Here is a 20,553-nt window from a genome sequence, read left to right as displayed (position 1 = left end):
AATTATAAATATTCATGTTATGAAGAAAATTATATTCAGTTTCGTGTTTATATGGCTTAGCCTCTCTTTGTGGGCGGCCCATCAGCCTGAGTTTTCGACAGCAGGATTCTTCCGGCTGGACAATAGCGGGCGTGAAGTGTTTTCGATGAACCCGGCTTGGCGCTTTTATAAAGGCGCTGCCGATGGTGCGGAAACGAAAGAGTTTAATGATAAAGACTGGACGGTCGTCTCTTTGCCGAACGGCATCGAGTATCTGCCGACCGAGGCGAGCGGTTGCATCAATTACCAGGGCGAAGTCTGGTATCGCAAGCACTTTACGCCCGATGTCGCACTGAAAGGGAAGAAACTTTTCCTGCATTTCGAGGCCATAATGGGGAAAAGCAAGGTGTTCGTGAACGGCAAACTGTTGACGGAGCATTTCGGTGGCTACCTGCCTGTTATCGTCGATGTGACGGATGCGTTGGACTGGAACGCCGACAATGTGATTGCCGTCTGGGCCGATAACAGCGACGATCCTTCCTACCCTCCCGGAAAGGCGCAGGATGTGCTGGATTATACCTATTTCGGCGGTATTTACCGGGACTGCTGGCTGATCGCCCATAACCAGGTGTTCATCACCGATCCCAATTATGAAAACGAGGTGGCAGGAGGCGGCTTGTTTGTCGCTTTCGGGAAGATCTCGGATGCGCTGGCGGAGGTACAGTTAAAAATACAGGTACGCAATGCAGCGAAGAAGTCTTTTTCCGGCCAGGTGGAATATACGTTGTTACAGCCGGACGGCATGGAAGTCGCCCGCCTGAGTGACAAGATCCAGGTGAAGGCGGGGAAGACTACTACCGTTTCCGACCGGATGACGGTCGAGCAGCCGATGCTCTGGACGCCTTCGACGCCGACTTTGTACAACCTGCTGGTGCGGGTGCTCGATAAAGACGGAAATGTGATCGACGGTTATCGTCGCCGCGTCGGAATCCGCAGCATTGAGTTTAAGGGAAAAGACGGCTTTTACCTGAACGGCAAACCGTATGAAAAGCCGCTGATCGGTGCGAACCGCCACCAGGATTTTGCTGTCGTCGGAAACGCGGTCGCTAACAGCATCCATTGGCGGGATGCCAAGAAGCTGAAGGAGGCCGGGATGGAGATTATCCGTAACGCCCACTGTCCGCAGGACCCGGCCTTTATGGATGCCTGCGACGAGTTGGGCTTGTTCGTGATCGTCAATACGCCCGGCTGGCAGTTCTGGAATGATGCGCCCGAATTTGCGCAGCGCGTGTATAGCGATATCCGCAATGTCGTGCGCCGCGACCGCAATCATCCCTCTGTCTGGCTGTGGGAACCGATCCTGAACGAGACCTGGTATCCGGCGGATTTTGCCAAGAACACCCGTGATATCGTGGATGCCGAGTACCCCTATCCCTACTGTTACAGCGGGAGTGACAGCGAAGCACGCGGACATGAGAATTTCCCGGTCTATTTTGCCCATCCCTCCAATATGCAGGATGCTTCGAAAGAGATCGATCCGACGAAGACCTATTTCACCCGTGAGTGGGGCGACAATGTGGATGACTGGAGTTCGCACAATTCGCCGAGCCGTGTAGCCCGTAACTGGGGTGAAGAACCGATGCGCGTACAGGCCCGGCATTATGCAAGCCCTTCTTATCCGGTGACTAACTACGATATCCTTTATAAACAGTCTCCGCAACATGTCGGCGGTTGCCTCTGGCATTCATTCGACCACCAGCGCGGCTACCATCCCGATCCGTTCTACGGAGGTTTAATGGACGTTTTCCGCCAGCCGAAATATTCGTATTATATGTTTATGGCACAACGTCCGGCAGTGAAGGACGCACAACTTGCCGGCAGCGGGCCGATGGTGTATATCGCGCATGAAATGACACCCTTCTCCGGTAAGGATGTGACGGTCTATTCCAATTGCGACGAGGTCCGCCTCACGTTTAATAAAGGGGGAAAGACCTATACGTATAAGAAAGACAAGAACCGCCCGGGAATGCCTTCGCCGGTTATCACCTTCCCGGATGTCTATGATTTTATGGTCGACAAGGCGCTTTCGAGAGCTCAAAAACAAGACGATGTCTATCTGCTTGCCGAAGGTCTGATCGACGGCAAGGTCGTGGCTACGCATAAAGTCGTACCTGCCCGCCGCCCCGAAAAGATTCTGTTGTGGGTGGACAACGAGGGTACGGACCTGAAAGCCGATGGTTCCGATTTCGTGACGGTAGTGGCTGCCGTTGCGGATAAGAACGGAAATATCAAACGGCTGAATAATTACAACATCCGCTTCTCCATTGAAGGCGAAGGCCGTTTGTTGGGTGGACCCGGCGTATTGGCAAATCCGGCTCCCGTAAAGTGGGGGACTGCACCTGTCTTAGTTCAGTCTACCTTGAAACCGGGTAAGATACGGGTCACGGCGAGCGTCTTGTTCGAAGGTTCGCAAATGCCGATAAGCGGTGAGCTGGAACTCGAATCGAAACCGTCTGCTTTCCCGTTGGTTTATGATGCTGCGGATGCCGCCCGCATCCCGCTTGCCAGCGTCTCCGCCGGACAGAACACCGCCTCCAAAACGGATGCCGAGCGGGAAGTGGAACGTCTGCGCAAGGAACTGAACACCTTGAAGCTGAAAGAGGTGGAACGGCAGCAGTCGGAGTTTGGCGAAAAAGAGTAGTTCTAAAATACGGAGGTACGGAGTTTGGTGTTTAAAATGAACAGGAATCTCTGTACCTTTGTGTTGAAAAGAATTACTTTTGCAAAAAATCGAAAACAGATTAAGAATGAAGCAGGGATTATTCGCATTAGGAATGTCGGTTGTTCTGTCGATCATGGCAGGTTGCCGGCCACAACAGGAGGGATGGAAATTGGTATGGGAGGATAATTTCGACCAGACGGATCATTTCGATGAGGCTTCGTGGAGTAAGATACCGCGTGGAAGGTCAGACTGGAATAATTATATGTCGGACTTCGATTCCTGCTATGCCATGCGCGACGGCAATTTGGTTTTGCGTGGATTAGTCAATTATAGCTTGCCGGCCGATACGGCTCCGTTTATCACGGGAGGCGTTTATACGAAGGGTAAGGTCGGTTTCTCCGACGGGCGCCTGGATATCCGAGCCAAGCTGTACGGTGCGACCGGAGCGTGGCCTGCTTTTTGGCTGTTGCCTGAAAATGAAGGCTGGCCGGATGGAGGGGAAATCGATATTATGGAACGCTTGAATAATGATACGATCGCGTATCAGACCGTTCATTCTGCCTATACCCATGTCTTGGGGATCAAAGACAATCCGCAGCAGGGAGGGACCGGTGCGATCGACCGCGATGATTATAATGTATATAGTGTGGAAATGTACCGGGACAGTCTCGTCTTCTTTATCAACAATACCCGCACTTTTGCTTATCCCCGCATCGAAACGGACAAGGAAGGGCAGTTCCCGTTCACAGACAAAGAGTTCTATTTGCTGCTCGATATGCAGTTAGGCGGAAGTTGGGTAGGAGAAGTCAATCCTTCCGACTTGCCTGTTGAGATGGAGATCGACTGGGTTCGTTTCTATCAGAAGAAGAAATAAAGAGGGGAGGCTATTCGGACAAAGTCGTAATAAGATCGCGAATCGCTTTTAGTAGAGGATCTAATTCCTGATCTATGATGCTGAATATTTCTTCTGCATCTATGTTGAAATAGTGATGGGCTATAACATCCCGGACCCCCATAATATCACTCCATGGAATGGAAGGGTAGGTGGATAAAATTTTCTTTTCTGTTACTTTATCAAAGCTTTTCAAGCTTTCTCCAATAGCGATGAGTAACATCATGTGGCATCTAACTTTTCCATTCCGTTCGGACTCAATAAAAAATCATCCACACAATGAATGCATGCAGTCCTTTCCTGTAATCGTTGAATGGCGTCTTCAATTTGTCTTAAGATGCCAACAGCTACCTTCTTCTTATGAAAAGATATATATTCCATCTTCTTCTATTTGACTTTTTAGCAATTCATTCATATTCTTATGAATGCGTATAACATCTACCTGGCAACCTAATTGCTCTTCCAGATATTGTTTTAATTGGATACGCTGAAATAAATTAGGTTTCATTTCTACACAAACATCGATATCACTATTTTCAGTTTGTTCATTTCGTGCTACGGAACCAAATAAACGCAGTGAGCTAACACCAAAACGCGTACGCAGCACGTTACCGCATGCCTTGAGCATATCTATGTATTCGTTTCTTGTTTTCATCGCTATTACATTTAGTATCAATAACCAATGCGAAGATAAATATTATTCTGAAGATAAATTGTTTTCAGACGAAAATATTGGTGGAGAGATGTTATTTCACAGGCATTCTATAAAGGTAATCTTTTTGATTATGAATAAATCATTTAAACATCGTATCTTTGGCGCTTGTTATTAAGTTAAATAGTTACAGTTATGTTAGATGTACAGTCTATCCGGAAGGATTTCCCGATTCTGGATCATAAGATATACGATAAGCCGCTTATTTACTTCGACAACGGAGCGACAACCCAGAAACCGCGCTGTGTGGTGGAAAAGATCGAGAGCGGTTACTATAATGTGAATGCCAATATTCACCGTGGTGTCCATTTCTTGAGCCAGGCGGCGACGGAAGCGCATGAAGACGCACGCAAGACCGTGCAGCAATTCCTGAACGCCCGTTCTTCCAACGAGATTATTTTTACACGCGGGACGACAGAGGCGATCAACCTGATTGCTTCCAGTTTTACCGACGAATGTATGTCGGCCGGCGACGAGGTGATCGTTTCGGTGATGGAACACCATTCCAATATCGTTCCCTGGCAGATACAGGCGGCCCGTAAAGGGATCACGCTGAAAGTGATTCCGATGAATGAAAAGGGCGAATTGTGCATGGACACGTTCCGCAGCCTTTTCTCCGAACGGACGAAACTTGTCTCGGTTACGCATGTCTCCAATGTGCTCGGTACGATCAATCCGGTAAAGGAGATTGTCGAGGAAGCCCATAATCACGAAGTTCCGGTATTGATCGACGGAGCGCAGGCCGTTCCCCATCTGAAAGTGGATGTGCAGGATCTGGATGCCGAGTTTTATGTTTTCTCCGGCCATAAGGTGTATGGTCCTACCGGTATCGGTGTCCTGTATGGCAAGGAGGAGTGGCTGGACAGGTTGCCTCCGTATCAGGGAGGAGGGGAGATGATCGCTTCCGTTTCCTTTGAGAAGACGACTTTCAACGAACTGCCATTCAAGTTCGAGGCCGGGACGCCTGATTATATCGGAAGTACGGCTTTGGCAGAAGCCCTGCGCTATGTAGGCCGTTTAGGAATGGGCAATATTGCGGCCTATGAAGACGAACTGCTACGTTACGCAACCGATAAACTGAATGCAATCGACGGTATGCGTATTTTCGGGCAGGCGGCTCATAAAGGGGCGGTGCTTTCTTTCCTGGTGGGCAATATCCATCATTATGATATGGGAATGCTGTTGGACCGCCTGGGTATTGCAGTCCGTACCGGGCATCATTGCGCCCAGCCGCTGATGCAGGATTTGGGAATCGAGGGGACGGTTCGCGCCTCCTTCTCGTTCTATAATACAAAAGAAGAAATAGATACTTTTGCCGCCGGTATCGAACGGGTGCGGAAGATGTTCTGATCATATCTGAAATAGCAATTGTGATGTTGTATTACCTGAAGAAATATCCGGTTTCGCTGACGATTATCGCAGTGGTGATCTATCTCTCTTTCTTTAAACCGCCTTCGTTGGAGGTAAGTAAGATCGTGGGGATAGACAAGGTCGCCCATATCTGTATGTACGCCGGTCTGTCGGGTATGCTGTGGATCGAGTTCCTGCGCAATCACCGCAAATACGACGATGTGTTGTGGCATGCCTGGATCGGAGCTGTCCTGTGCCCGATTCTGATGAGCGGGGCAATCGAACTTTTGCAGGAATACTGTACGACCTACCGCGGGGGCGACTGGTTCGATTTCCTCGCAAATATCTGCGGTGTCATACTTGCCACACTCTTTTCTTATTTCATCCTTCGTCCCTGGATGATGAAAAGAAAGACTGGGGTTCATTAGCTTATGTGCCGGAAGAATGTTACTTTTGTACTGTATCAAAATTCAGATGTCTTATGACTGCATTGGAATTACAAGAACGTAAAAACTGGGCGTTGGATATTTTGCAGGCTTGCAATAGCAAGGAGGCGATATCCTATATGGAAAGCCTTGCCCGTAAGTTGATTAAGATTGAAAAATCGGAACTGAAACGTCCAAATTGCTTCACATTGGAGGAAGTGAAGGAAATGTTGAAAGAAACAAATCGGGATAAGGAAAACGGAATTTACGTTTCCGAACAGGAAATGCGTGATTTCTTTCAATCTTTTTGTTGATGGAAATTCGGTCAAGCATACTTTTCAAGCAGCAAGTGGCTGACTTGGTTTGTTATTTAAAAGTGGCTTTTGGTAAACGGATTGCTTTTCGTGTCAAAAATGAGATTGAGAAAAAGGTTTTCCTATTGAAATTATTTCCTAATATGGGGACTGTCGAGCCGCTTTTGGAGGAAAGAACTTTTGGTCTACCGTTACCTTGTTATTAAGCATAATAAAATACTTTATACGGTTGAAGAAAATTATATATTTATCCATTTGTTGTGGGACTGCAGACAAGATCCCGGTCATTTGCTGGATTTGATAAAAGAAGTTGAATAATAATGTTACTACCCTACTTAGAAGCAAATCGTATAGAAGCCGGCTGTGATGAGGCCGGTCGTGGATGTCTGGCGGGTTCGGTTTATGCCGCCGCAGTTATCCTTCCCCCTGATTTTCATAATGAAGATCTGAACGACAGTAAGCAGTTGAGTGAAAAGAAACGATATGCGCTCCGTCCGATTATCGAGCGTGAGGCAATTGCCTGGGCTATCGGTATCGTCACGGCAGAAGAGATCGACAAGATCAATATATTGAAAGCCTCTTTCCTGGCCATGCACCGGGCAATCGACAGGTTGAAGATCAAACCTGAACATCTGCTGATCGACGGAAACCGCTTTACACCCTATCCCGATATCAAGCATACGACGGTTATAAAAGGAGACGGTAAATATTTAAGCATCGCCGCCGCTTCCATCCTGGCGAAGACTTATCGTGACGACTATATGGACCACCTCGACCTGGAATATCCGGCTTACCATTGGAAGGAGAACAAGGGCTATCCCACAAAAGCCCATCGTGAAGCCATCCGGGAATGTGGGATAACCCCGTATCACCGCAAGACATTTACCTTGCTGCCGGAACAGTTGGAATTGAAGTTCTGAACAGGGTAGAATTTACTTTTTATATTTTATCAACATCAGCACCGGATTAGAGTCTTCTTCCAATCCGGCCGCGATTTCTTTCAGTCTGCCTTTCAGATGGCCTTTTTGGTAGGCTTCTATAAGTTCGTATGCTTCTAATTTCTGCACAAGTGCGATTTCGTCATTTCCGAATGTGATTTCCGATACCATCATGCTGACAGGCTGTTCGTTGGGGTAATCGGCATTTTTTACTACATATTCGAATATGGCATTTTCTTGTTTGTCATACATCAGGTCGGTCCGTTTATGTCCGGTGTTGGCAACCCAATCCCATTCGGCCTTTACGGTTTGCATGAAATAAAAACGGTCTGTTACTACTGCCGGATACAGGAATATCCGGGGATTCATCAAACCGATGGGAGGGGTACGGGCAATAAGAGGAGCCAAACTGTAATCTGTCCGGAGTTTATATATCGTATCGGCCGGATCGTACATGAGCATCCAACTATCACCACGGTGTGGAACCAATGTCCGGTTGCGGATTGGCATTACGTAGCTGCTGTCTGCCGAAAAGACCAACGACGATATTTTCTTTTTATAAGGAATAGAAATTCCCTTAGTTATACTTCCATCCTGTTTGGACACAACCACAAATGCATTCGAATTGTCATTGTCATCGGTACCGTTAATGCGGCAAATGAGATTGTCCCGGTCGAAGTTATATATATCCATGCCATACCAGCCTTGCTTATGGTCGAAGCTCCGTTTGAAATTGCCGGACAGGTCATACACCATTATCTTTTTTCTCCAATGGTCGTTGACGAAGATTTCATTGTTATCTTCATCTAAAGTAATCCCCAAAAGAAATTGATATTCCTCGTTACCTTGACCTAAACGGTTGATCTTATTCACGGCTTTACCGCTTCTGTCAAAGATAAAGATGTCTCCGTCGGTATTCCGATTTCTGTTCCTGACTACTATGACTTTCTTACCGACGGCATGTAACCATCCCATTGTAATAAATTCGCTACTCGTTTCCAACGGAATGTATTCGACATCCATAAAGTCTTGTAGAATCAGTTCCTTTTTGGGGTAATTGGCTGTGACGTCTACGGTGATAAGATCATCTGTCGGTGGTTTGCTCTCTCCGCATCCTGCTACAACGAGCAGGAGCATGATTAAAATAGAATTTACGCTTTTCATGTTTGTCGATTTAAGATGTTTAATAAAACTTTAGATAGGAAGATTGTTTTTATTTTATTGAATAATAATCTACTATTTACACGCAAATCTATTTAATTTAAGTAGAATGAGGACGCTTATCTGGTTAAACGTTGTTAATGGACGAAAGATTGGGTGTCGGGAGTTACTGTTTCTTGTATTTTACCAACATGATTACGGCGTTCGATTCTTCATTTAAGCCGGCCGCGATTTCTTTCAGTCTGCCTTTCAGTAGTCCTTTCTCGTTGGCTTCGATCAGGCCTGCTGCTTCTAAAGACTGGCAGGTTGCTATCTCTTGATTGACAATACCGTTGAAATTTAGTCCTAATGATACTTTTTGCTTGTTCGAATAATCGGCGTTGCACAAAGTATATTGGAACAGCGTCTTTTCCAGCTTATCGTATGCCAGGTCGGTGGTAGGGAATCCTCTGAACGTTTTAAAGCTCACTTCTTTCTTCATGGCCCGCATAAAATAATAGCGGTCGGTCATGACGGTAGGGAAAAGGAATATTTGAGCTTCCATCGTATGTATGGAAGGGGCTCTGGCGATAAGGGGGCTTATGTTGCCGTCCGGCAGATAACAGTACAGGGTATCGGATGAAGTATTGACAAGCAACCAGTCCGTATGCATCGGGTATGTTTGGTGAAATTCCGGAGATATTACGTATTCATCTTTCGTTACAATAGGCGTTTCCATCTCTTTAAAAGGGATTCGGATTTCACGGGCGATGCTACCGTCTTGCTTGGAAATCAGTATATGACAGGCTTGTTCGTTTTCTTTCGGTGTCGGATAGCTCTTGTACGTGATCAAATGATCCCGGTCATAATTGAATAGATCGTTATAGTAGGAGGTATCGGCGTTCTTGAAACTTCTTTTGAAGTTTCCGGACAAGTCATATACCAATATTTTCCGGATTCCAAAGTCTGAGACAAATATTTCCTGGTTCTCTTCGTCCAGGGCGATGGCGGAGACATAAGAGTATTCTTCAGCGCCCTGTCCCATACGGTTTATCTTCCGTAATCCTTTGCCGGTTTTCCTGTCAAAGATGAAAATATCCCCGTCGCTACTCTGGTTGGTGACAAACAGGAGGTCTTTTCCGATGGCTTTTACTACGCCCTTGGTAATAAATTCGTCGGTAGTTTCCAAAGGGACATATTCCACATCCATTATATCTTGGAGGATTAATTCTTTCTCCGGATAATTGGTGCTTACGTCTACGGTGATAACTTCTGCAGGTTGTTTGTTCCCCTCTCCGCAGCTTGTCATTGCAAACAGGGAGATCGCTAAGAATGTGTTCACTTTGTTCATGGTGTTATTATTTTAACAGACAGCTTATTACTGTTTTTTCGCAAAACTACTGCAAATTAGTAAACCTTAGAGGTTATTGAGGTTAAATGTTATTAATGACTGTACGGTGTCCATTCGGTGAATCGCTATATTTGGGGTTATCAAGAGACGCAGAAGGCACAGATTGGAGGGGATAAGCACGGGTTTAACCTACTCTGTTGTTTTTTTATATTGGGTTCACACTACTGTAAGCCCTATTAAATCATTGTTTTACAGTGAATGCTGTGAATCCAGTCCGTTTTTCCGGGTAAAAATAGTTCTGGGCAGTTCCGTTTTTCCAGTCTTCACCACAAACTCTTGAAATTTATCGTTTTACGGGAGGGTGAACCCCGTTTGTTTTTTTAGATAATGGGGGGGAATCCGGTAATTATGGGCTCCCGACCTATACGATATAGCCTATATCCTATTGGCAAAAAGGTTATAGGCTGTCTCCCGACAGGTGCTAACCTTTTCCGAGAAGGATGCCTACCTTTCCAGAGAGCTGTAGGCATCCTTTTTGAAACCTATATGCTTTGAACATCATCCCTGTTCCTTTGTCCGGAACGCCAGTGCATACATACGCATCTGCTTGACCATAGCCACGAGGCCGTTCGAGCGGGTGGGGCTGAGGTGTTCTTTCAGGCCGATCTTTTCAATGAAATAAAGGTCGGCATCCAGTATTTCCTGCGGGGTATGGCCGGACAGGATGCTGATCAGCAAAGAGACGATCCCTTTGACGATCACAGCATCGCTCTCGCCTTTGAAAAGGATCTTGCCATCCACATAATCCGCTTGCAACCAGACACGGCTCTGGCAACCTTCGATCAGGTTGCTTTCTGTTTTATACTTTTCCTCCAAAGGGGGAAGCGAGTTACCCAGGTCTATCAGTAACGCATACTTGTCCATCCAGTCGTCGAAGTCTGCAAACTCTTCGATGACGTTGTCCTGAAGTTCATTAATTGTCATTGCTTTTTTATCTTTTATCTGTTATATACAACTTCGAGTACTGTCTGGCCAACGGCTTTCAGTACGTTTTTGTCTATATTGCTCATGTTGTCGTTCTGTGTATGCCAATGCTCGCGGAACCCATTTTCCGAGTTCGGATCGTAGTTGATGATGTCCAGGCAGGGAATGCCGGTTTCTTCGATGACCGCTTCATGGTCGTCTGTCACGCCTCCGCCGTTTGCATTGATAAAATATTTGCCATATCCTAAGTTGCGGGCCGCTTCCCATACTTCGTCCACATAGCGGGCGGCATATTTCATGGAGATGTATTCCTTGTAGAACACGGCATCTTTGGCTCCGACCATGTCGAGCAGGATACCGAACTCGGCCTTGTAGCCCGGTTTGTGCGGGTTCTTTCCCCAGAAACGGCTGCCGAGGCACCAAGTGTCGCTCGTGTCGTTGTATCTGTCTTTCGCAAATTCGGGTGTCCCGTAGTCTTCAGCATCAAAGAAGATGATGTCTACCCCTACTTCAGGTGCCTTCATTCCCATCTGCCGGGCGATCTCCAACAGGGCGCCTACGCCGCTTGCACCGTCATCGGCGCCATCCAATGGTTTCTTGTGATTGGCCGGGTCGGGATCATGGTCCGAATAAGGACGCGTGTCCCAATGGGCAAAAAGCAAGATACGTTTATCTTTGTCGGGATTGAAGGAGCCGATGATGTTGCGCGCTTCCAACGGAGTCCCGTCGTATGCCTTGAGTGTAGCCTCCTGTTCGTAGACTTGTGCTCCGAAGCGTTTTAGCTCGGATGCCAGGTAATCGCCGCAAGCCTTGTGGCCCGGCGTGTTCGGGACGCGGTAACCGAATGCCACTTGCTTTTCGACATAAGCATAGGCACTGTCCGCATCGAACGATGGGGCGGCTGTTGCCGATGCTTTCTTCACTTCCGGGACGGGAGCCGCTGTTTCGCCGGCTCCTTTCTGACCGCATGAAAACAGGGCCATAGAGAATAATAATAAAATCAGTTTAGTCATATCTTGTCGTTTATAAGGAATTATCGGGGGCGGATTGCGCTTTGTTCATCACGCGCAACAGGTTGCCTCCCCATATTTTAGCAATATCATTTTCTGTATATCCTTCTTTCAGAAGACGCATAGTGATGTTTATCAGCTCGTTGCTTGCCCGGCAGCCGATCAGTTCGCCGTCACCGTCGAAGTCGGAACCGATCCCGACGTGGTTGATCCCGATCAGGTCCACGATATGGTCGATGTGGCGGATCGCATCGCTTAGAGACGCTTTTTCGGCATCTTCGTTGATGAATCCTTTGTAGAGGCATATCTGTGCGACGCCTCCCTGTTCGGCCAGTGCTTTCAGTTGTTCGTCCGTCAGGTTGCGCGGATGGTTGCAAAGCGAGCGGGCGGAAGAGTGGGAGGCGATGATCGGGTAAACGCTTGTTTCGAGTGCGTCGTAGAACGTACTTTCCGCAGCATGCGAGATATCGACCAGCACGCCGGATTCATTCATTTTGCGCACGACTTCTTTTCCGAAAGGGCTGAGACCGTTCCATTCCGCGTCTCCCCTTGCCGAGTCGCATATATCGTTGCTTCCGTTGTGGCAGAGGGTGATATAGGAGACTCCCATTTTCCGGAAGCGGGTGATATTCTCGATGTCTTTGCCGATTGCATATCCGTTTTCCACGCCCAGCATGATTGCTTTCTTTCCGGCTGCTTTCAGTACGTGGACCTCCTGCGGTGTGTAGGCGATGCACATACGGGTACGGTTCAGTTCCATTTGCCGGTGAATTTCCTGTAGTCGGTTCATGGCGAAGTCCGTCGCTTTCTGCAATGAAACTTCGTCTCTCGGTCCCTGCGGGATATAGGCGACCATGATTGTTGCGTCGATCAGCCCCTCTTCCATAAAAGGAAGGTTGACCTTGCCGCCCTCTTTCAGCCCGATGTTGAATTCACCGGGGAAGATCATCGGGGTGTCGGTATGGGAGTCGAGCGTCACGTTGCGGTGATGGATGTGTTTGGCCGCTTTGAACAGGCGGGACGATTCGACATGATGCCTGAAAAGTTTCAACATCTGTTCGTCGTCGTTGGCAGCCATTGCTTCGGGATGCCATTGGACGCTGAATATTTCTTTTTCCGGATGCTCCATCGCTTCGTTGATCCCGTCGCGGGCTGTCGCCGTAGCGATAAATTCGGGGGCCGGCTCTTTGATTGCCTGGTGATGGAAGGAGTTGACCAAAAGTTCTTTTTCTCCGTCCAGGATGGTGCGGAGCTTAGAGGGGATTTCGTTCAGCGTGACGGAATGGGAAGCCTGTTCGCGGGGCAGTGTCTGACTGTGTTTCAGTAACTTCTGTCCGTGTTGGGTATGGATATCCTGGTATACGCCCCCACCGAATGCGACATTGAGTATCTGATGTCCGCGGCATATCCCCATAACAGGTAGTTGACGGTTGGTAGCCAGACGGAGCAGTATCAGATCGTATTCATCCCGGTAAGTGTCCACATCCTGCAAGGCGGGGATCGGTTCTTCCTGCATATAAAGCGGGTTGATGTCGCCACCTCCGCTCATGACCAGTCCGTCCAATCCGTTCACGATCGCTGTCAGTGCCTCGATATCCGTAATGGCGGGAACCAGGATCGGAGCGCCGCCGGCTTTCAGTACCGCCTGCACGTATGTTTCAGCTATACAGGAAAGTCCGTCTTTCCGATTGGCGGATATTCCTATGCGGGGAGGTTGAAGACTTTCTTTTTTCGGAATATAATTATCAACTTCCCTGTAGAGGGCCTCTAAATTCGGACGACGGAGCTTCATGTATTTATTATTTCTGATTTATGATTTTTGGATTATGATTTATAATTTATGATTTATGTACCGGTAATAAATCATAAATTATAAATCATAAATCTTTACGCATCGATGTTTGCGTATGTAGCATTTTCTTCGATAAACTCACGGCGCGGACCGACATCTTCACCCATCAACATGGAGAATACCTGGTCTGCTTCGGCTGCACTGTCGATCGTGATCTGTTTCAGCGTACGGTTATCCGGGTTCATGGTCGTATCCCATAACTGGTGGTCGTTCATTTCTCCCAAACCTTTGTATCGCTGTGTGTGAATCTGGTTTTCGTTACCACCGCCGAATTTGTCGATGAATGCCTGGCGCTGCTGTTCTGTCCAGCAATATTCTTCCACTTTACCTTTTTTACACAGGTAGAGGGGTGGGGTGGCCAGATAGACATATCCGTTTTCGATCAACGCACGCATACGGCGGAAGAAGAAGGTCAGAATCAGAGTGGCAATGTGGCTTCCGTCCACATCGGCATCGGTCATGATTATTACCTTATGATAGCGCAGCTTGCTTAGGTTCAACTCTTTCGGATCTTCTTCCGTGCCGATGGTCACACCCATTGCGCGGAAAATATTCTGGATTTCTTCGCTTTCGAATATCTTATGGTCCATCGCCTTCTCAACGTTCAGGATCTTACCGCGAAGCGGCAGGATTGCCTGGAAGTTACGGTCACGTCCCTGCTTGGCTGTACCACCTGCAGAGTCCCCTTCGACGAGGAACAACTCGCAAAGCTCGGCATCTTTAGAAGAACAGTCGGCCAGTTTGCCGGGAAGGCCGCCGCCTGTCATCGGCGATTTGCGCTGTACCAGTTCGCGGGCTTTGCGGGCTGCCTGGCGTGCCTGGGCTGCCAGGATCACCTTGTCGACGATTATCTTGGCTTCCTTCGGGTGTTCTTCCAAGTAATAGCCTAATGCTTCGCCGATTGCCATGTCAACGGCACCGGTAACTTCGTTGTTTCCTAACTTCGTCTTGGTCTGTCCTTCGAACTGCGGTTCCGCTACCTTGATGGAGATAACCGCTGTCAGTCCTTCGCGGAAGTCATCACCGGAGATTTCAACCTTTGCTTTTTCCAGCAACTTCGAGTCGTCTGCATATTTTTTCAACGTACGGGTCAGACCGCGGCGGAAACCGGCCAGGTGCGTACCACCTTCTATCGTGTTGATATCGTTTACATACGAAAATACGCTTTCGTTGAATGAAGTATTGTAGGTCATGGCTACTTCAACCGGAATGCCTTGCTTTTCAGTTACGATATGGATCACATCCGGGATCAGCTGCTCTTTGGAACGGTCGATGTAGCGGACAAATTCTTTTAAACCTTCTTCGGAACGGAAGATCTCGGATTTGTAGTTCCCGTCTTCCTTCACGACACGTTTATCAGTCAGGCTAAGTGTGATACCGGCATTCAGGAATGCCAACTCACGCAAGCGTGTGGCCAAGATCTCATACTTATACTCGGTTACGGAGAAAATGCTTGCGTCCGGCTTGAACAGGACAGTTGTACCGGTCACGTCTGTTTCGCCGATCACCTCGATGGAATGAAGCGGCTTACCGCAGGAGAATTCCTGCATATGGATTTTTCCGTCACGACGGACTTCTGCTCTCAGGTAAGTGGAAAGTGCGTTTACGCAGGATACACCCACGCCGTGCAGACCTCCTGAAACCTTGTAAGAGCCTTTGTCGAACTTACCTCCCGCATGGAGCACAGTCAATACGACTTCCAGTGCTGACACACCTTCTTTCTCATGAATATCTACCGGAATACCACGTCCATCGTCCGTAACAGAGATGGAGTTATCTTCGTTTATCACTACGTCAACTTGGGTACAAAATCCGGCCAGTGCTTCGTCAATAGAGTTGTCAACAACTTCGTATACTAAATGGTGGAGACCTTTTTCGCTGGTATCGCCAATATACATGGACGGTCTCTTTCGCACTGCCTCTAACCCTTCAAGTACCTGAATACTATCCGCAGAGTACTCTGTGGAAGTATTCTTAATTTCTTCACTCATGAGTCTTTATCGTTTAAAATCTGTAATTATCTGTCTGTCTAAAAAAGCTAACAAATATAGTGAAAATAATTAACTTAGATGGCATAGATAGTGTGAAAATAGTCAAAAGAAGAGGTATAACAAAAAAAGAGACAAAGTCAAACTTTGTCTCTTTTAAAAAGGTAGCCCGTGGGGGAATCGAACCCCCCTTTCAAGAATGAAAATCTTGCGTCCTAACCGATAGACGAACGGGCCGGCGGGTTTAAAAAAGCCGGGCTAACCAGTCCGGCTTTATACTATATAAAGTATAATACCTTATTTTGCAAGTGCGTTAACGTGCTTTGCTAATTTGGATTTCAAGTTGCCAGCCTTATTCTTGTGAATAATGTGCTTCTTAGCAAGCTTGTCCAACATAGAGCACACCTTCGGGAACAGATCCTGAGCTTCGTTCTTGTCTTCAGTAGCGCGCAAAACTCTCATTGCATTTCTTGCAGTCTTAGCATAATATCTGTTATGCAGACGTTTTGCGTTGGTCTGTCTGATTCTCTTAATTGATGACTTGTGATTTGCCATTTCTTAGCTATTCTCTTTATTTATTCTTTAATCCTGTTTATTGTAGCCCGTGGGGGAATCGAACCCCCCTTTCAAGAATGAAAATCTTGCGTCCTAACCGATAGACGAACGGGCCATCATGTCAAAGCTCTTGCTTTCAGCTATCTGGGATTGTTGATTTCCCGATTGCGAGTGCAAAGATAGATGTTCTCTTTAAACTGACAAAATATTTGAAAGAAAAATATTGGATGTCTGTCGCATTTAACATCTATTTGGAACTCATATCCTGTAGATGTATCTCTAATGCGTTGACGGAAATATTTATTTCCCAGATACATACACATAGCGATGCTGCCAGCAGGAGTAGCCCTATTCCAAATATCCAGGCGGCTATGATTTGCCACGAGATGTAGATGAAAAACATCGAGACCACGCAAAAGAGCAGGCTGAGCAGTCCTAATATTTGCATGGTGCGTGTCAGGTATAACCGTTTTCGGAGGTTGGCTATCTGGGCAACGTCTTTCGGATCGTGTGTCTGTTGATGCTTCTCTTTTAATGTACGTACGAGACTCGCATACGAGATGAAGCGGTTCGTATAAGCCAACAGGATAAGAGATACTGCCGAAAATAGCAACGATGGGGTGGTAAGCGTGAGTTCTTGCATGTTTGTATGTCCTTTATAATTTAGTAGTTTGTTATATCATAAAACAAAACGGAAACGGAAAATGTTGTAACTTTGTTTCCCAAATTTCAGCCGTATGTTATGTAAAACGCGCGGGATTGTCCTGCATTCCATTCCATATAATGATAAGTACTCTATTATATATATGTATACGGAGGCTTTCGGACGTGCTTCTTATCTGGTTGCCCATGCTCGAGGGAAGAGATCGTCTGTCTCGAAAGCTCTGTTCATGCCTCTTTCGGTAGTGGAGATGGAGGTGGAGCATCTGAATAAACGGGATTTGCACCGTATCCGTGAAACGAAACTCTGCTATCCGTTGACCGAAGTGTTCTGTAATCCGGTAAAGAACGTACTTGCTCTTTTCCTTTCCGAAGTCCTTTTCCGCGTGGTGAAGGAGACGGAACCGGACCCGCGTCTTTTCGAATATTTGTCCGAGTCGATACAGTTGTTGGAACTTTCGGATAAAGGAGTCGCTAATTTTCATCTGGTCTTCCTGCTGCGGCTTTTGCATTATATGGGGATATATCCGAATGTCGATTCGTATGTGGCAGGTTCCTGCTTCGATATGTTGAACGGCGTGTTTGTCGATCGCATACCGATGCACCGTCATTATCTGAATCCACAGGAGAGTGTGGTCTTTGCCCGGTTGTTGAAGATCAGTTTTGAGAACATGTCGTTATATTCTTTTTCCCGCCAGGATCGCGTGGATGTTATAAATCGTATTCTTGAATATTATCGTTTGCATTTGCCTGATTTTCCCGAAATAAAGTCCTTATCTGTCATGCAAAGTTTGTTCGATTAGCATATTGCCCCGTTAAATACTTGCCAGTTTGCAGAAAAGGTTATACTTTTGCCGCACTTATTACGAAAAAACGGCTCTGTAGTTCAACGGATAGAATAGAAGTTTCCTAAACTTTAGATAGGGGTTCGATTCCCCTCGGAGCTACAAAAAAGGCAATCATTGCGATTGCCTTTCTTGTTACCAGTAAAATGGTTCAAATGTGACCCGGTCTCCATTGAGGACACATTTTAAATATCCGTTGCTTATCCGGACGTCTTCGTAATAATCAGTCCCGTTTACATATTCGACATAGAAAGAATCGAAATAATCGTCTTCCCAGTCCCAGTAAAAACTTGTTTTCAGTTCGTCGGTCATGCCATTGGGATAGTATATGATTGTAAAATCCTTTCCCGTGTGGTCGTTATAGAAGTCAAGTCGTTGTTCGCATTTATACCCGTTACTATTGGTGTAAAAATCAACCCAAGTATTGTTGCATAAAGCATCGGTCTCCCAACCGTAATCATCATAATACGGATAATCCTCGCAACTGTTGAACAAGCAGAGTGCGGACAGCAGAAATAATAAGCCGAGTATATTCTTTTTAATCATAATTCCATGCTTTTACTATTCAATGGCAAAGATATGAATTAAAACGATATAATAGAAAGTACGAACTCTCTTTACTCGTAATCAGGCAAATCGACATCCGTCGTCACCTCCCATTTCCCATTATTGTAAATGCTGACCTGAAATGTGTCGTCGGATTCGGAGCGGCTGTAGAGGCGGCCTTTGTAGCGGACGATTTTATTCTTTTCCGGGGTGATATTATTGATTTGCCGTTCACGGATCAGTTCGCCGTTTTGGGCGATGGCTGAAAGATGGGCGGCTATTTTATTGTCGGTGGCAGGGATGAAGGTGTAGAAAGAATGTATTTTGTTTACTTCTCCGATTTCATCATCCTTGAATGTATATGAAAATAGTTGCTTGTCCGGGGTTTTAATTCCCAGCCCGGTGGTGATATCCAGTTGATTGGCTATGCCGTCGATCTCCATATTGAACTGTTTCAGTAAGTCAGAGACTGAATCGGTTGCCATAAATTCGATGCGGCTGACGATGCGTTGCAGGGATATGTCTTTGTTGACTACTTCAGCAACGCTAATGTTCAGAGAAAGCATTTCATAGAATGTATCTGAAATACTATCGAAAGCGAAAGTCGAGCCGGACAATGTTGCGGTTTTAGAATTGTGGGCCAAAAAGTAGAAGTTATAATTGCCTTGCGGCAAACTGTCGTATATGCAGCTGAAATCCGCATCTAAATCAGTAGGATTGTATGTGAACTGCTTGTGTTTGATAAAAGCGGGAGTCCCTTCATCCTTAAATACCACATACTCGATGGTGGAGCATAGCTCGTTCAGTTCCACATCATTCTCTCCGGCTTTCGAAACCGCTGGTTCCGGAATCGTGCAGTCAGGCATACTGCGGGTAGTAGGAAAAGATATGATTTCTTTTTCCATCTGAACACTGAATTGAATAGGGTAAATCTCTGTTTGCGGATTAATAACTTCTTCAAGTGAAGGATTATTACTACAGCCTGTCAGATAAAGCACACAGGCAAGTGCATAAAACACTTTCTTTCTCATAGCTAAGCTTTTTAGTTTCTGTAATGCTGCAAAGGAAAGATAAATATTCAGAAATAAAAAATATTAGTGGATAAATTTAAAAATATATTTTATATTTGTCGAATAGACACAATGTATTAACCTTAAAAAAGAACGAAAAACATGGCACGTCCTGTAACATTATGTACGATGCAGTGGGGAGACTTACCACTGGAAATTGTTTGTGAGAAAGCAAAATCATTTGGTTTTGATGGTGTTGAATTAGGTTTACCTTCTCATTTGGATGTCCGGCGGACAGATCCTGAGTATTATCGGAATATCAAAGCTACGCTCGATAAGTACGATTTGAAATTGTTTTGTATTTCGAATCATCTGATTGGCCAGGCTATATGTGATAATATCGATCAGCGGCATAAATCCGTATTGCCTGATTATATCTGGGGAGATGGTGATCCCGAAGGGGTACATCAACGGGCAGCCGAAAATATGATCCAGGCAGCCCATGCCGCTAAAATGTTGGGAATCGATACTGTAGCCGGCTTTACGGGAAGTTCGATATGGCAATGGCTCTATTCTTTTCCTCCTGTTACCGATGAGATGGTTAATGAAGGGTATGCTGATTTTGCCCGGCGTTTTATCCCGATTTTAGACGAATATCAAAAGTTAGGTATCCGTTTCGCCCTCGAAGTGCATCCGACCGAGATCGCATTCGATACTTATTCCACCCGTAAAGCTCTTGAAGCTATCGGTTATCATCCGGCTTTCGGCTTTAACTACGATCCGAGCCATTTGGGATATCAGGGAGTAGATTATGTAGACTTTATCAATCAATTCCCGGATCGCATTTTCCATGTACACATGAAAGATGTGTATTGGAGCGATAGCCCGAAACAGATCGGCGTGTTTGGCGGTCATTCCACTTTCGGAGATGCCCGTCGTTTTTGGAATTTCCGTAGCCTGGGGCGTGGTAAGATCCAATTTGAAGAAATCATCCGTGCTCTGAACGATGCAGGCTATCAAGGTCCTCTCTCGGTAGAGTGGGAAGATAGCGGTATGGATCGCGAACATGGAGCACGCGAATCCTGCGCTTTTGTCAAACAGGTGGATTTCCAGCCGTCGGCGCATGCTTTTGATGCTTGTTTTGAAAGATAAAAAAATGTGAATTGTCATATAAATATAAATTATTGGTATCTCCGGTAAATGATGAATTACCTGTTACTTTTCTCTTGAAAGAAAAGTAACCAAAAGTTCAAGGTTTAAGCTGTCTCGCTACTTCGTTC

Annotated in this window: 20 protein-coding genes and 3 tRNA genes; 9 read left to right on the top strand and 14 right to left on the bottom strand. The window is 46.3% G+C overall.

Annotated features, from left to right (window positions below; genetic code table 11):
• Window positions 1-19 precede the first annotated feature (19 nt).
• Both ACPYIV_RS12800 and ACPYIV_RS12795 read left to right on the top strand, forming a co-directional pair.
• Window positions 20-2,680, top strand: a complete 2,661-nt coding sequence (locus ACPYIV_RS12800) for a glycoside hydrolase family 2 TIM barrel-domain containing protein (protein ID WP_425883329.1) — start codon at window positions 20-22, stop codon at window positions 2,678-2,680.
• Between the two features lie 106 nt (window positions 2,681-2,786).
• Window positions 2,787-3,575 carry a glycoside hydrolase family 16 protein gene (locus ACPYIV_RS12795; protein WP_370648508.1) on the top strand — a complete coding sequence of 263 codons (789 nt, stop codon included), beginning with the start codon at window positions 2,787-2,789 and terminating at the stop codon, window positions 3,573-3,575.
• A gap of 10 nt (window positions 3,576-3,585) precedes the next feature.
• Here the strand turns inward: ACPYIV_RS12795 and ACPYIV_RS12790 are convergent, their stop codons facing one another.
• Both ACPYIV_RS12790 and ACPYIV_RS12785 read right to left on the bottom strand, forming a co-directional pair.
• Window positions 3,586-3,819 carry a DUF86 domain-containing protein gene (locus ACPYIV_RS12790; protein ID WP_425883326.1) on the bottom strand — a complete coding sequence of 78 codons (234 nt, stop codon included), beginning with the start codon at window positions 3,817-3,819 and terminating at the stop codon, window positions 3,586-3,588.
• A 132-nt stretch (window positions 3,820-3,951) separates the two neighbouring features.
• Window positions 3,952-4,248 carry a nucleotidyltransferase family protein gene (locus tag ACPYIV_RS12785; RefSeq protein WP_293734047.1) on the bottom strand — a complete coding sequence of 99 codons (297 nt, stop codon included), beginning with the start codon at window positions 4,246-4,248 and terminating at the stop codon, window positions 3,952-3,954.
• Between the two features lie 192 nt (window positions 4,249-4,440).
• Here ACPYIV_RS12785 and ACPYIV_RS12780 point away from each other — a divergent pair, with 192 nt between their 5' ends.
• The 4 genes from ACPYIV_RS12780 to ACPYIV_RS12765 all read left to right on the top strand — a co-directional run bounded on the left by ACPYIV_RS12780 (window position 4,441) and on the right by ACPYIV_RS12765 (window position 7,314).
• Window positions 4,441-5,655 (top strand): aminotransferase class V-fold PLP-dependent enzyme, encoded by a 1,215-nt coding sequence (locus tag ACPYIV_RS12780; protein WP_293734048.1) that lies wholly within the window; start codon window positions 4,441-4,443, stop codon window positions 5,653-5,655.
• Window positions 5,656-5,678: 23 nt separating this feature from the next.
• On the top strand, window positions 5,679-6,083 hold the full coding sequence (locus tag ACPYIV_RS12775; RefSeq protein WP_293734049.1) for a VanZ family protein: 405 nt from the start codon (window positions 5,679-5,681) through the stop codon (window positions 6,081-6,083).
• Between the two features lie 53 nt (window positions 6,084-6,136).
• Window positions 6,137-6,394, top strand: coding sequence for a hypothetical protein (locus ACPYIV_RS12770; RefSeq protein WP_425883323.1), 258 nt, complete (start codon window positions 6,137-6,139; stop codon window positions 6,392-6,394).
• A gap of 320 nt (window positions 6,395-6,714) precedes the next feature.
• On the top strand, window positions 6,715-7,314 hold the full coding sequence (locus ACPYIV_RS12765) for a ribonuclease HII (RefSeq protein ID WP_293734051.1): 600 nt from the start codon (window positions 6,715-6,717) through the stop codon (window positions 7,312-7,314).
• A gap of 12 nt (window positions 7,315-7,326) precedes the next feature.
• Here ACPYIV_RS12765 and ACPYIV_RS12760 read toward each other — a convergent pair whose 3' ends face one another.
• The 10 genes from ACPYIV_RS12760 to ACPYIV_RS12715 all read right to left on the bottom strand — a co-directional run bounded on the left by ACPYIV_RS12760 (window position 7,327) and on the right by ACPYIV_RS12715 (window position 16,855).
• Window positions 7,327-8,496, bottom strand: coding sequence for a 6-bladed beta-propeller (locus ACPYIV_RS12760; RefSeq protein WP_293740238.1), 1,170 nt, complete (start codon window positions 8,494-8,496; stop codon window positions 7,327-7,329).
• Window positions 8,497-8,659: 163 nt separating this feature from the next.
• Window positions 8,660-9,823: a 6-bladed beta-propeller gene (locus ACPYIV_RS12755; protein ID WP_293740237.1), complete on the bottom strand. Its 1,164-nt coding sequence runs from the start codon at window positions 9,821-9,823 to the stop codon at window positions 8,660-8,662.
• A 558-nt stretch (window positions 9,824-10,381) separates the two neighbouring features.
• Window positions 10,382-10,807 (bottom strand): SufE family protein, encoded by a 426-nt coding sequence (locus ACPYIV_RS12750; RefSeq protein WP_293734054.1) that lies wholly within the window; start codon window positions 10,805-10,807, stop codon window positions 10,382-10,384.
• A gap of 14 nt (window positions 10,808-10,821) precedes the next feature.
• On the bottom strand, window positions 10,822-11,820 hold the full coding sequence (locus ACPYIV_RS12745) for a M28 family peptidase (RefSeq protein WP_293740236.1): 999 nt from the start codon (window positions 11,818-11,820) through the stop codon (window positions 10,822-10,824).
• A gap of 10 nt (window positions 11,821-11,830) precedes the next feature.
• Window positions 11,831-13,609: a membrane dipeptidase gene (locus ACPYIV_RS12740; RefSeq protein WP_425883318.1), complete on the bottom strand. Its 1,779-nt coding sequence runs from the start codon at window positions 13,607-13,609 to the stop codon at window positions 11,831-11,833.
• A gap of 95 nt (window positions 13,610-13,704) precedes the next feature.
• On the bottom strand, window positions 13,705-15,660 hold the full coding sequence (gene gyrB, locus ACPYIV_RS12735) for a DNA topoisomerase (ATP-hydrolyzing) subunit B (protein WP_293740235.1): 1,956 nt from the start codon (window positions 15,658-15,660) through the stop codon (window positions 13,705-13,707).
• A gap of 162 nt (window positions 15,661-15,822) precedes the next feature.
• Window positions 15,823-15,894 (bottom strand) — tRNA-Glu (locus ACPYIV_RS12730).
• Window positions 15,895-15,954: 60 nt separating this feature from the next.
• Window positions 15,955-16,212 carry a 30S ribosomal protein S20 gene (gene rpsT / locus ACPYIV_RS12725; protein ID WP_293740234.1) on the bottom strand — a complete coding sequence of 86 codons (258 nt, stop codon included), beginning with the start codon at window positions 16,210-16,212 and terminating at the stop codon, window positions 15,955-15,957.
• A gap of 43 nt (window positions 16,213-16,255) precedes the next feature.
• A tRNA-Glu gene (locus ACPYIV_RS12720) sits at window positions 16,256-16,327 on the bottom strand.
• A 132-nt stretch (window positions 16,328-16,459) separates the two neighbouring features.
• Window positions 16,460-16,855, bottom strand: a complete 396-nt coding sequence (locus ACPYIV_RS12715) for a DUF2721 domain-containing protein (protein ID WP_293740233.1) — start codon at window positions 16,853-16,855, stop codon at window positions 16,460-16,462.
• Window positions 16,856-16,949: 94 nt separating this feature from the next.
• Here ACPYIV_RS12715 and recO point away from each other — a divergent pair, with 94 nt between their 5' ends.
• Entirely contained in the window at window positions 16,950-17,675 is a 726-nt protein-coding gene (gene recO, locus ACPYIV_RS12710) for a DNA repair protein RecO (RefSeq protein ID WP_299359720.1), read from the top strand.
• A 72-nt stretch (window positions 17,676-17,747) separates the two neighbouring features.
• Window positions 17,748-17,819, top strand: a tRNA-Arg gene (locus ACPYIV_RS12705).
• A gap of 33 nt (window positions 17,820-17,852) precedes the next feature.
• On the opposite strand, the gene ACPYIV_RS12700 is transcribed toward ACPYIV_RS12705, so the two are convergent.
• Together ACPYIV_RS12700 and ACPYIV_RS12695 are read right to left on the bottom strand one after the other, a co-directional pair.
• Window positions 17,853-18,263: a hypothetical protein gene (locus tag ACPYIV_RS12700; protein WP_301704710.1), complete on the bottom strand. Its 411-nt coding sequence runs from the start codon at window positions 18,261-18,263 to the stop codon at window positions 17,853-17,855.
• Window positions 18,264-18,334: 71 nt separating this feature from the next.
• Entirely contained in the window at window positions 18,335-19,294 is a 960-nt protein-coding gene (locus ACPYIV_RS12695) for a hypothetical protein (protein ID WP_293740230.1), read from the bottom strand.
• Between the two features lie 141 nt (window positions 19,295-19,435).
• Here ACPYIV_RS12695 and ACPYIV_RS12690 point away from each other — a divergent pair, with 141 nt between their 5' ends.
• A complete protein-coding gene (locus ACPYIV_RS12690) occupies window positions 19,436-20,425 on the top strand; it encodes a sugar phosphate isomerase/epimerase family protein (protein ID WP_299364598.1) in 990 nt (329 codons plus the stop codon).
• The last annotated feature ends 128 nt before the right edge of the window (window positions 20,426-20,553 follow it).

The sequence above is a fragment of the Parabacteroides vesiculifaciens genome (genome assembly GCF_049860805.1).
Classification (GTDB): Bacteria; Bacteroidota; Bacteroidia; order Bacteroidales; family Tannerellaceae; genus Parabacteroides.
The sequence above is the reverse complement of the archived record's forward strand: the minus strand, read 5'-3'. Positions and strand labels throughout refer to the sequence as shown.

Coding starts and splice junctions, on each gene's coding strand:
- ACPYIV_RS12800 (WP_425883329.1), top strand. CDS start 20: ATGAAGAAAATTATATTCAGTTTCGTGTTTATATGGCTTAGCCTCTCT.
- ACPYIV_RS12795 (WP_370648508.1), top strand. CDS start 2,787: ATGAAGCAGGGATTATTCGCATTAGGAATGTCGGTTGTTCTGTCGATC.
- ACPYIV_RS12790 (WP_425883326.1), bottom strand. CDS start 3,819: ATGATGTTACTCATCGCTATTGGAGAAAGCTTGAAAAGCTTTGATAAA.
- ACPYIV_RS12785 (WP_293734047.1), bottom strand. CDS start 4,248: ATGAAAACAAGAAACGAATACATAGATATGCTCAAGGCATGCGGTAAC.
- ACPYIV_RS12780 (WP_293734048.1), top strand. CDS start 4,441: ATGTTAGATGTACAGTCTATCCGGAAGGATTTCCCGATTCTGGATCAT.
- ACPYIV_RS12775 (WP_293734049.1), top strand. CDS start 5,679: ATGTTGTATTACCTGAAGAAATATCCGGTTTCGCTGACGATTATCGCA.
- ACPYIV_RS12770 (WP_425883323.1), top strand. CDS start 6,137: ATGACTGCATTGGAATTACAAGAACGTAAAAACTGGGCGTTGGATATT.
- ACPYIV_RS12765 (WP_293734051.1), top strand. CDS start 6,715: ATGTTACTACCCTACTTAGAAGCAAATCGTATAGAAGCCGGCTGTGAT.
- ACPYIV_RS12760 (WP_293740238.1), bottom strand. CDS start 8,496: ATGAAAAGCGTAAATTCTATTTTAATCATGCTCCTGCTCGTTGTAGCA.
- ACPYIV_RS12755 (WP_293740237.1), bottom strand. CDS start 9,823: ATGAACAAAGTGAACACATTCTTAGCGATCTCCCTGTTTGCAATGACA.
- ACPYIV_RS12750 (WP_293734054.1), bottom strand. CDS start 10,807: ATGACAATTAATGAACTTCAGGACAACGTCATCGAAGAGTTTGCAGAC.
- ACPYIV_RS12745 (WP_293740236.1), bottom strand. CDS start 11,820: ATGACTAAACTGATTTTATTATTATTCTCTATGGCCCTGTTTTCATGC.
- ACPYIV_RS12740 (WP_425883318.1), bottom strand. CDS start 13,609: ATGAAGCTCCGTCGTCCGAATTTAGAGGCCCTCTACAGGGAAGTTGAT.
- gyrB (WP_293740235.1), bottom strand. CDS start 15,660: ATGAGTGAAGAAATTAAGAATACTTCCACAGAGTACTCTGCGGATAGT.
- rpsT (WP_293740234.1), bottom strand. CDS start 16,212: ATGGCAAATCACAAGTCATCAATTAAGAGAATCAGACAGACCAACGCA.
- ACPYIV_RS12715 (WP_293740233.1), bottom strand. CDS start 16,855: ATGCAAGAACTCACGCTTACCACCCCATCGTTGCTATTTTCGGCAGTA.
- recO (WP_299359720.1), top strand. CDS start 16,950: ATGTTATGTAAAACGCGCGGGATTGTCCTGCATTCCATTCCATATAAT.
- ACPYIV_RS12700 (WP_301704710.1), bottom strand. CDS start 18,263: ATGATTAAAAAGAATATACTCGGCTTATTATTTCTGCTGTCCGCACTC.
- ACPYIV_RS12695 (WP_293740230.1), bottom strand. CDS start 19,294: ATGAGAAAGAAAGTGTTTTATGCACTTGCCTGTGTGCTTTATCTGACA.
- ACPYIV_RS12690 (WP_299364598.1), top strand. CDS start 19,436: ATGGCACGTCCTGTAACATTATGTACGATGCAGTGGGGAGACTTACCA.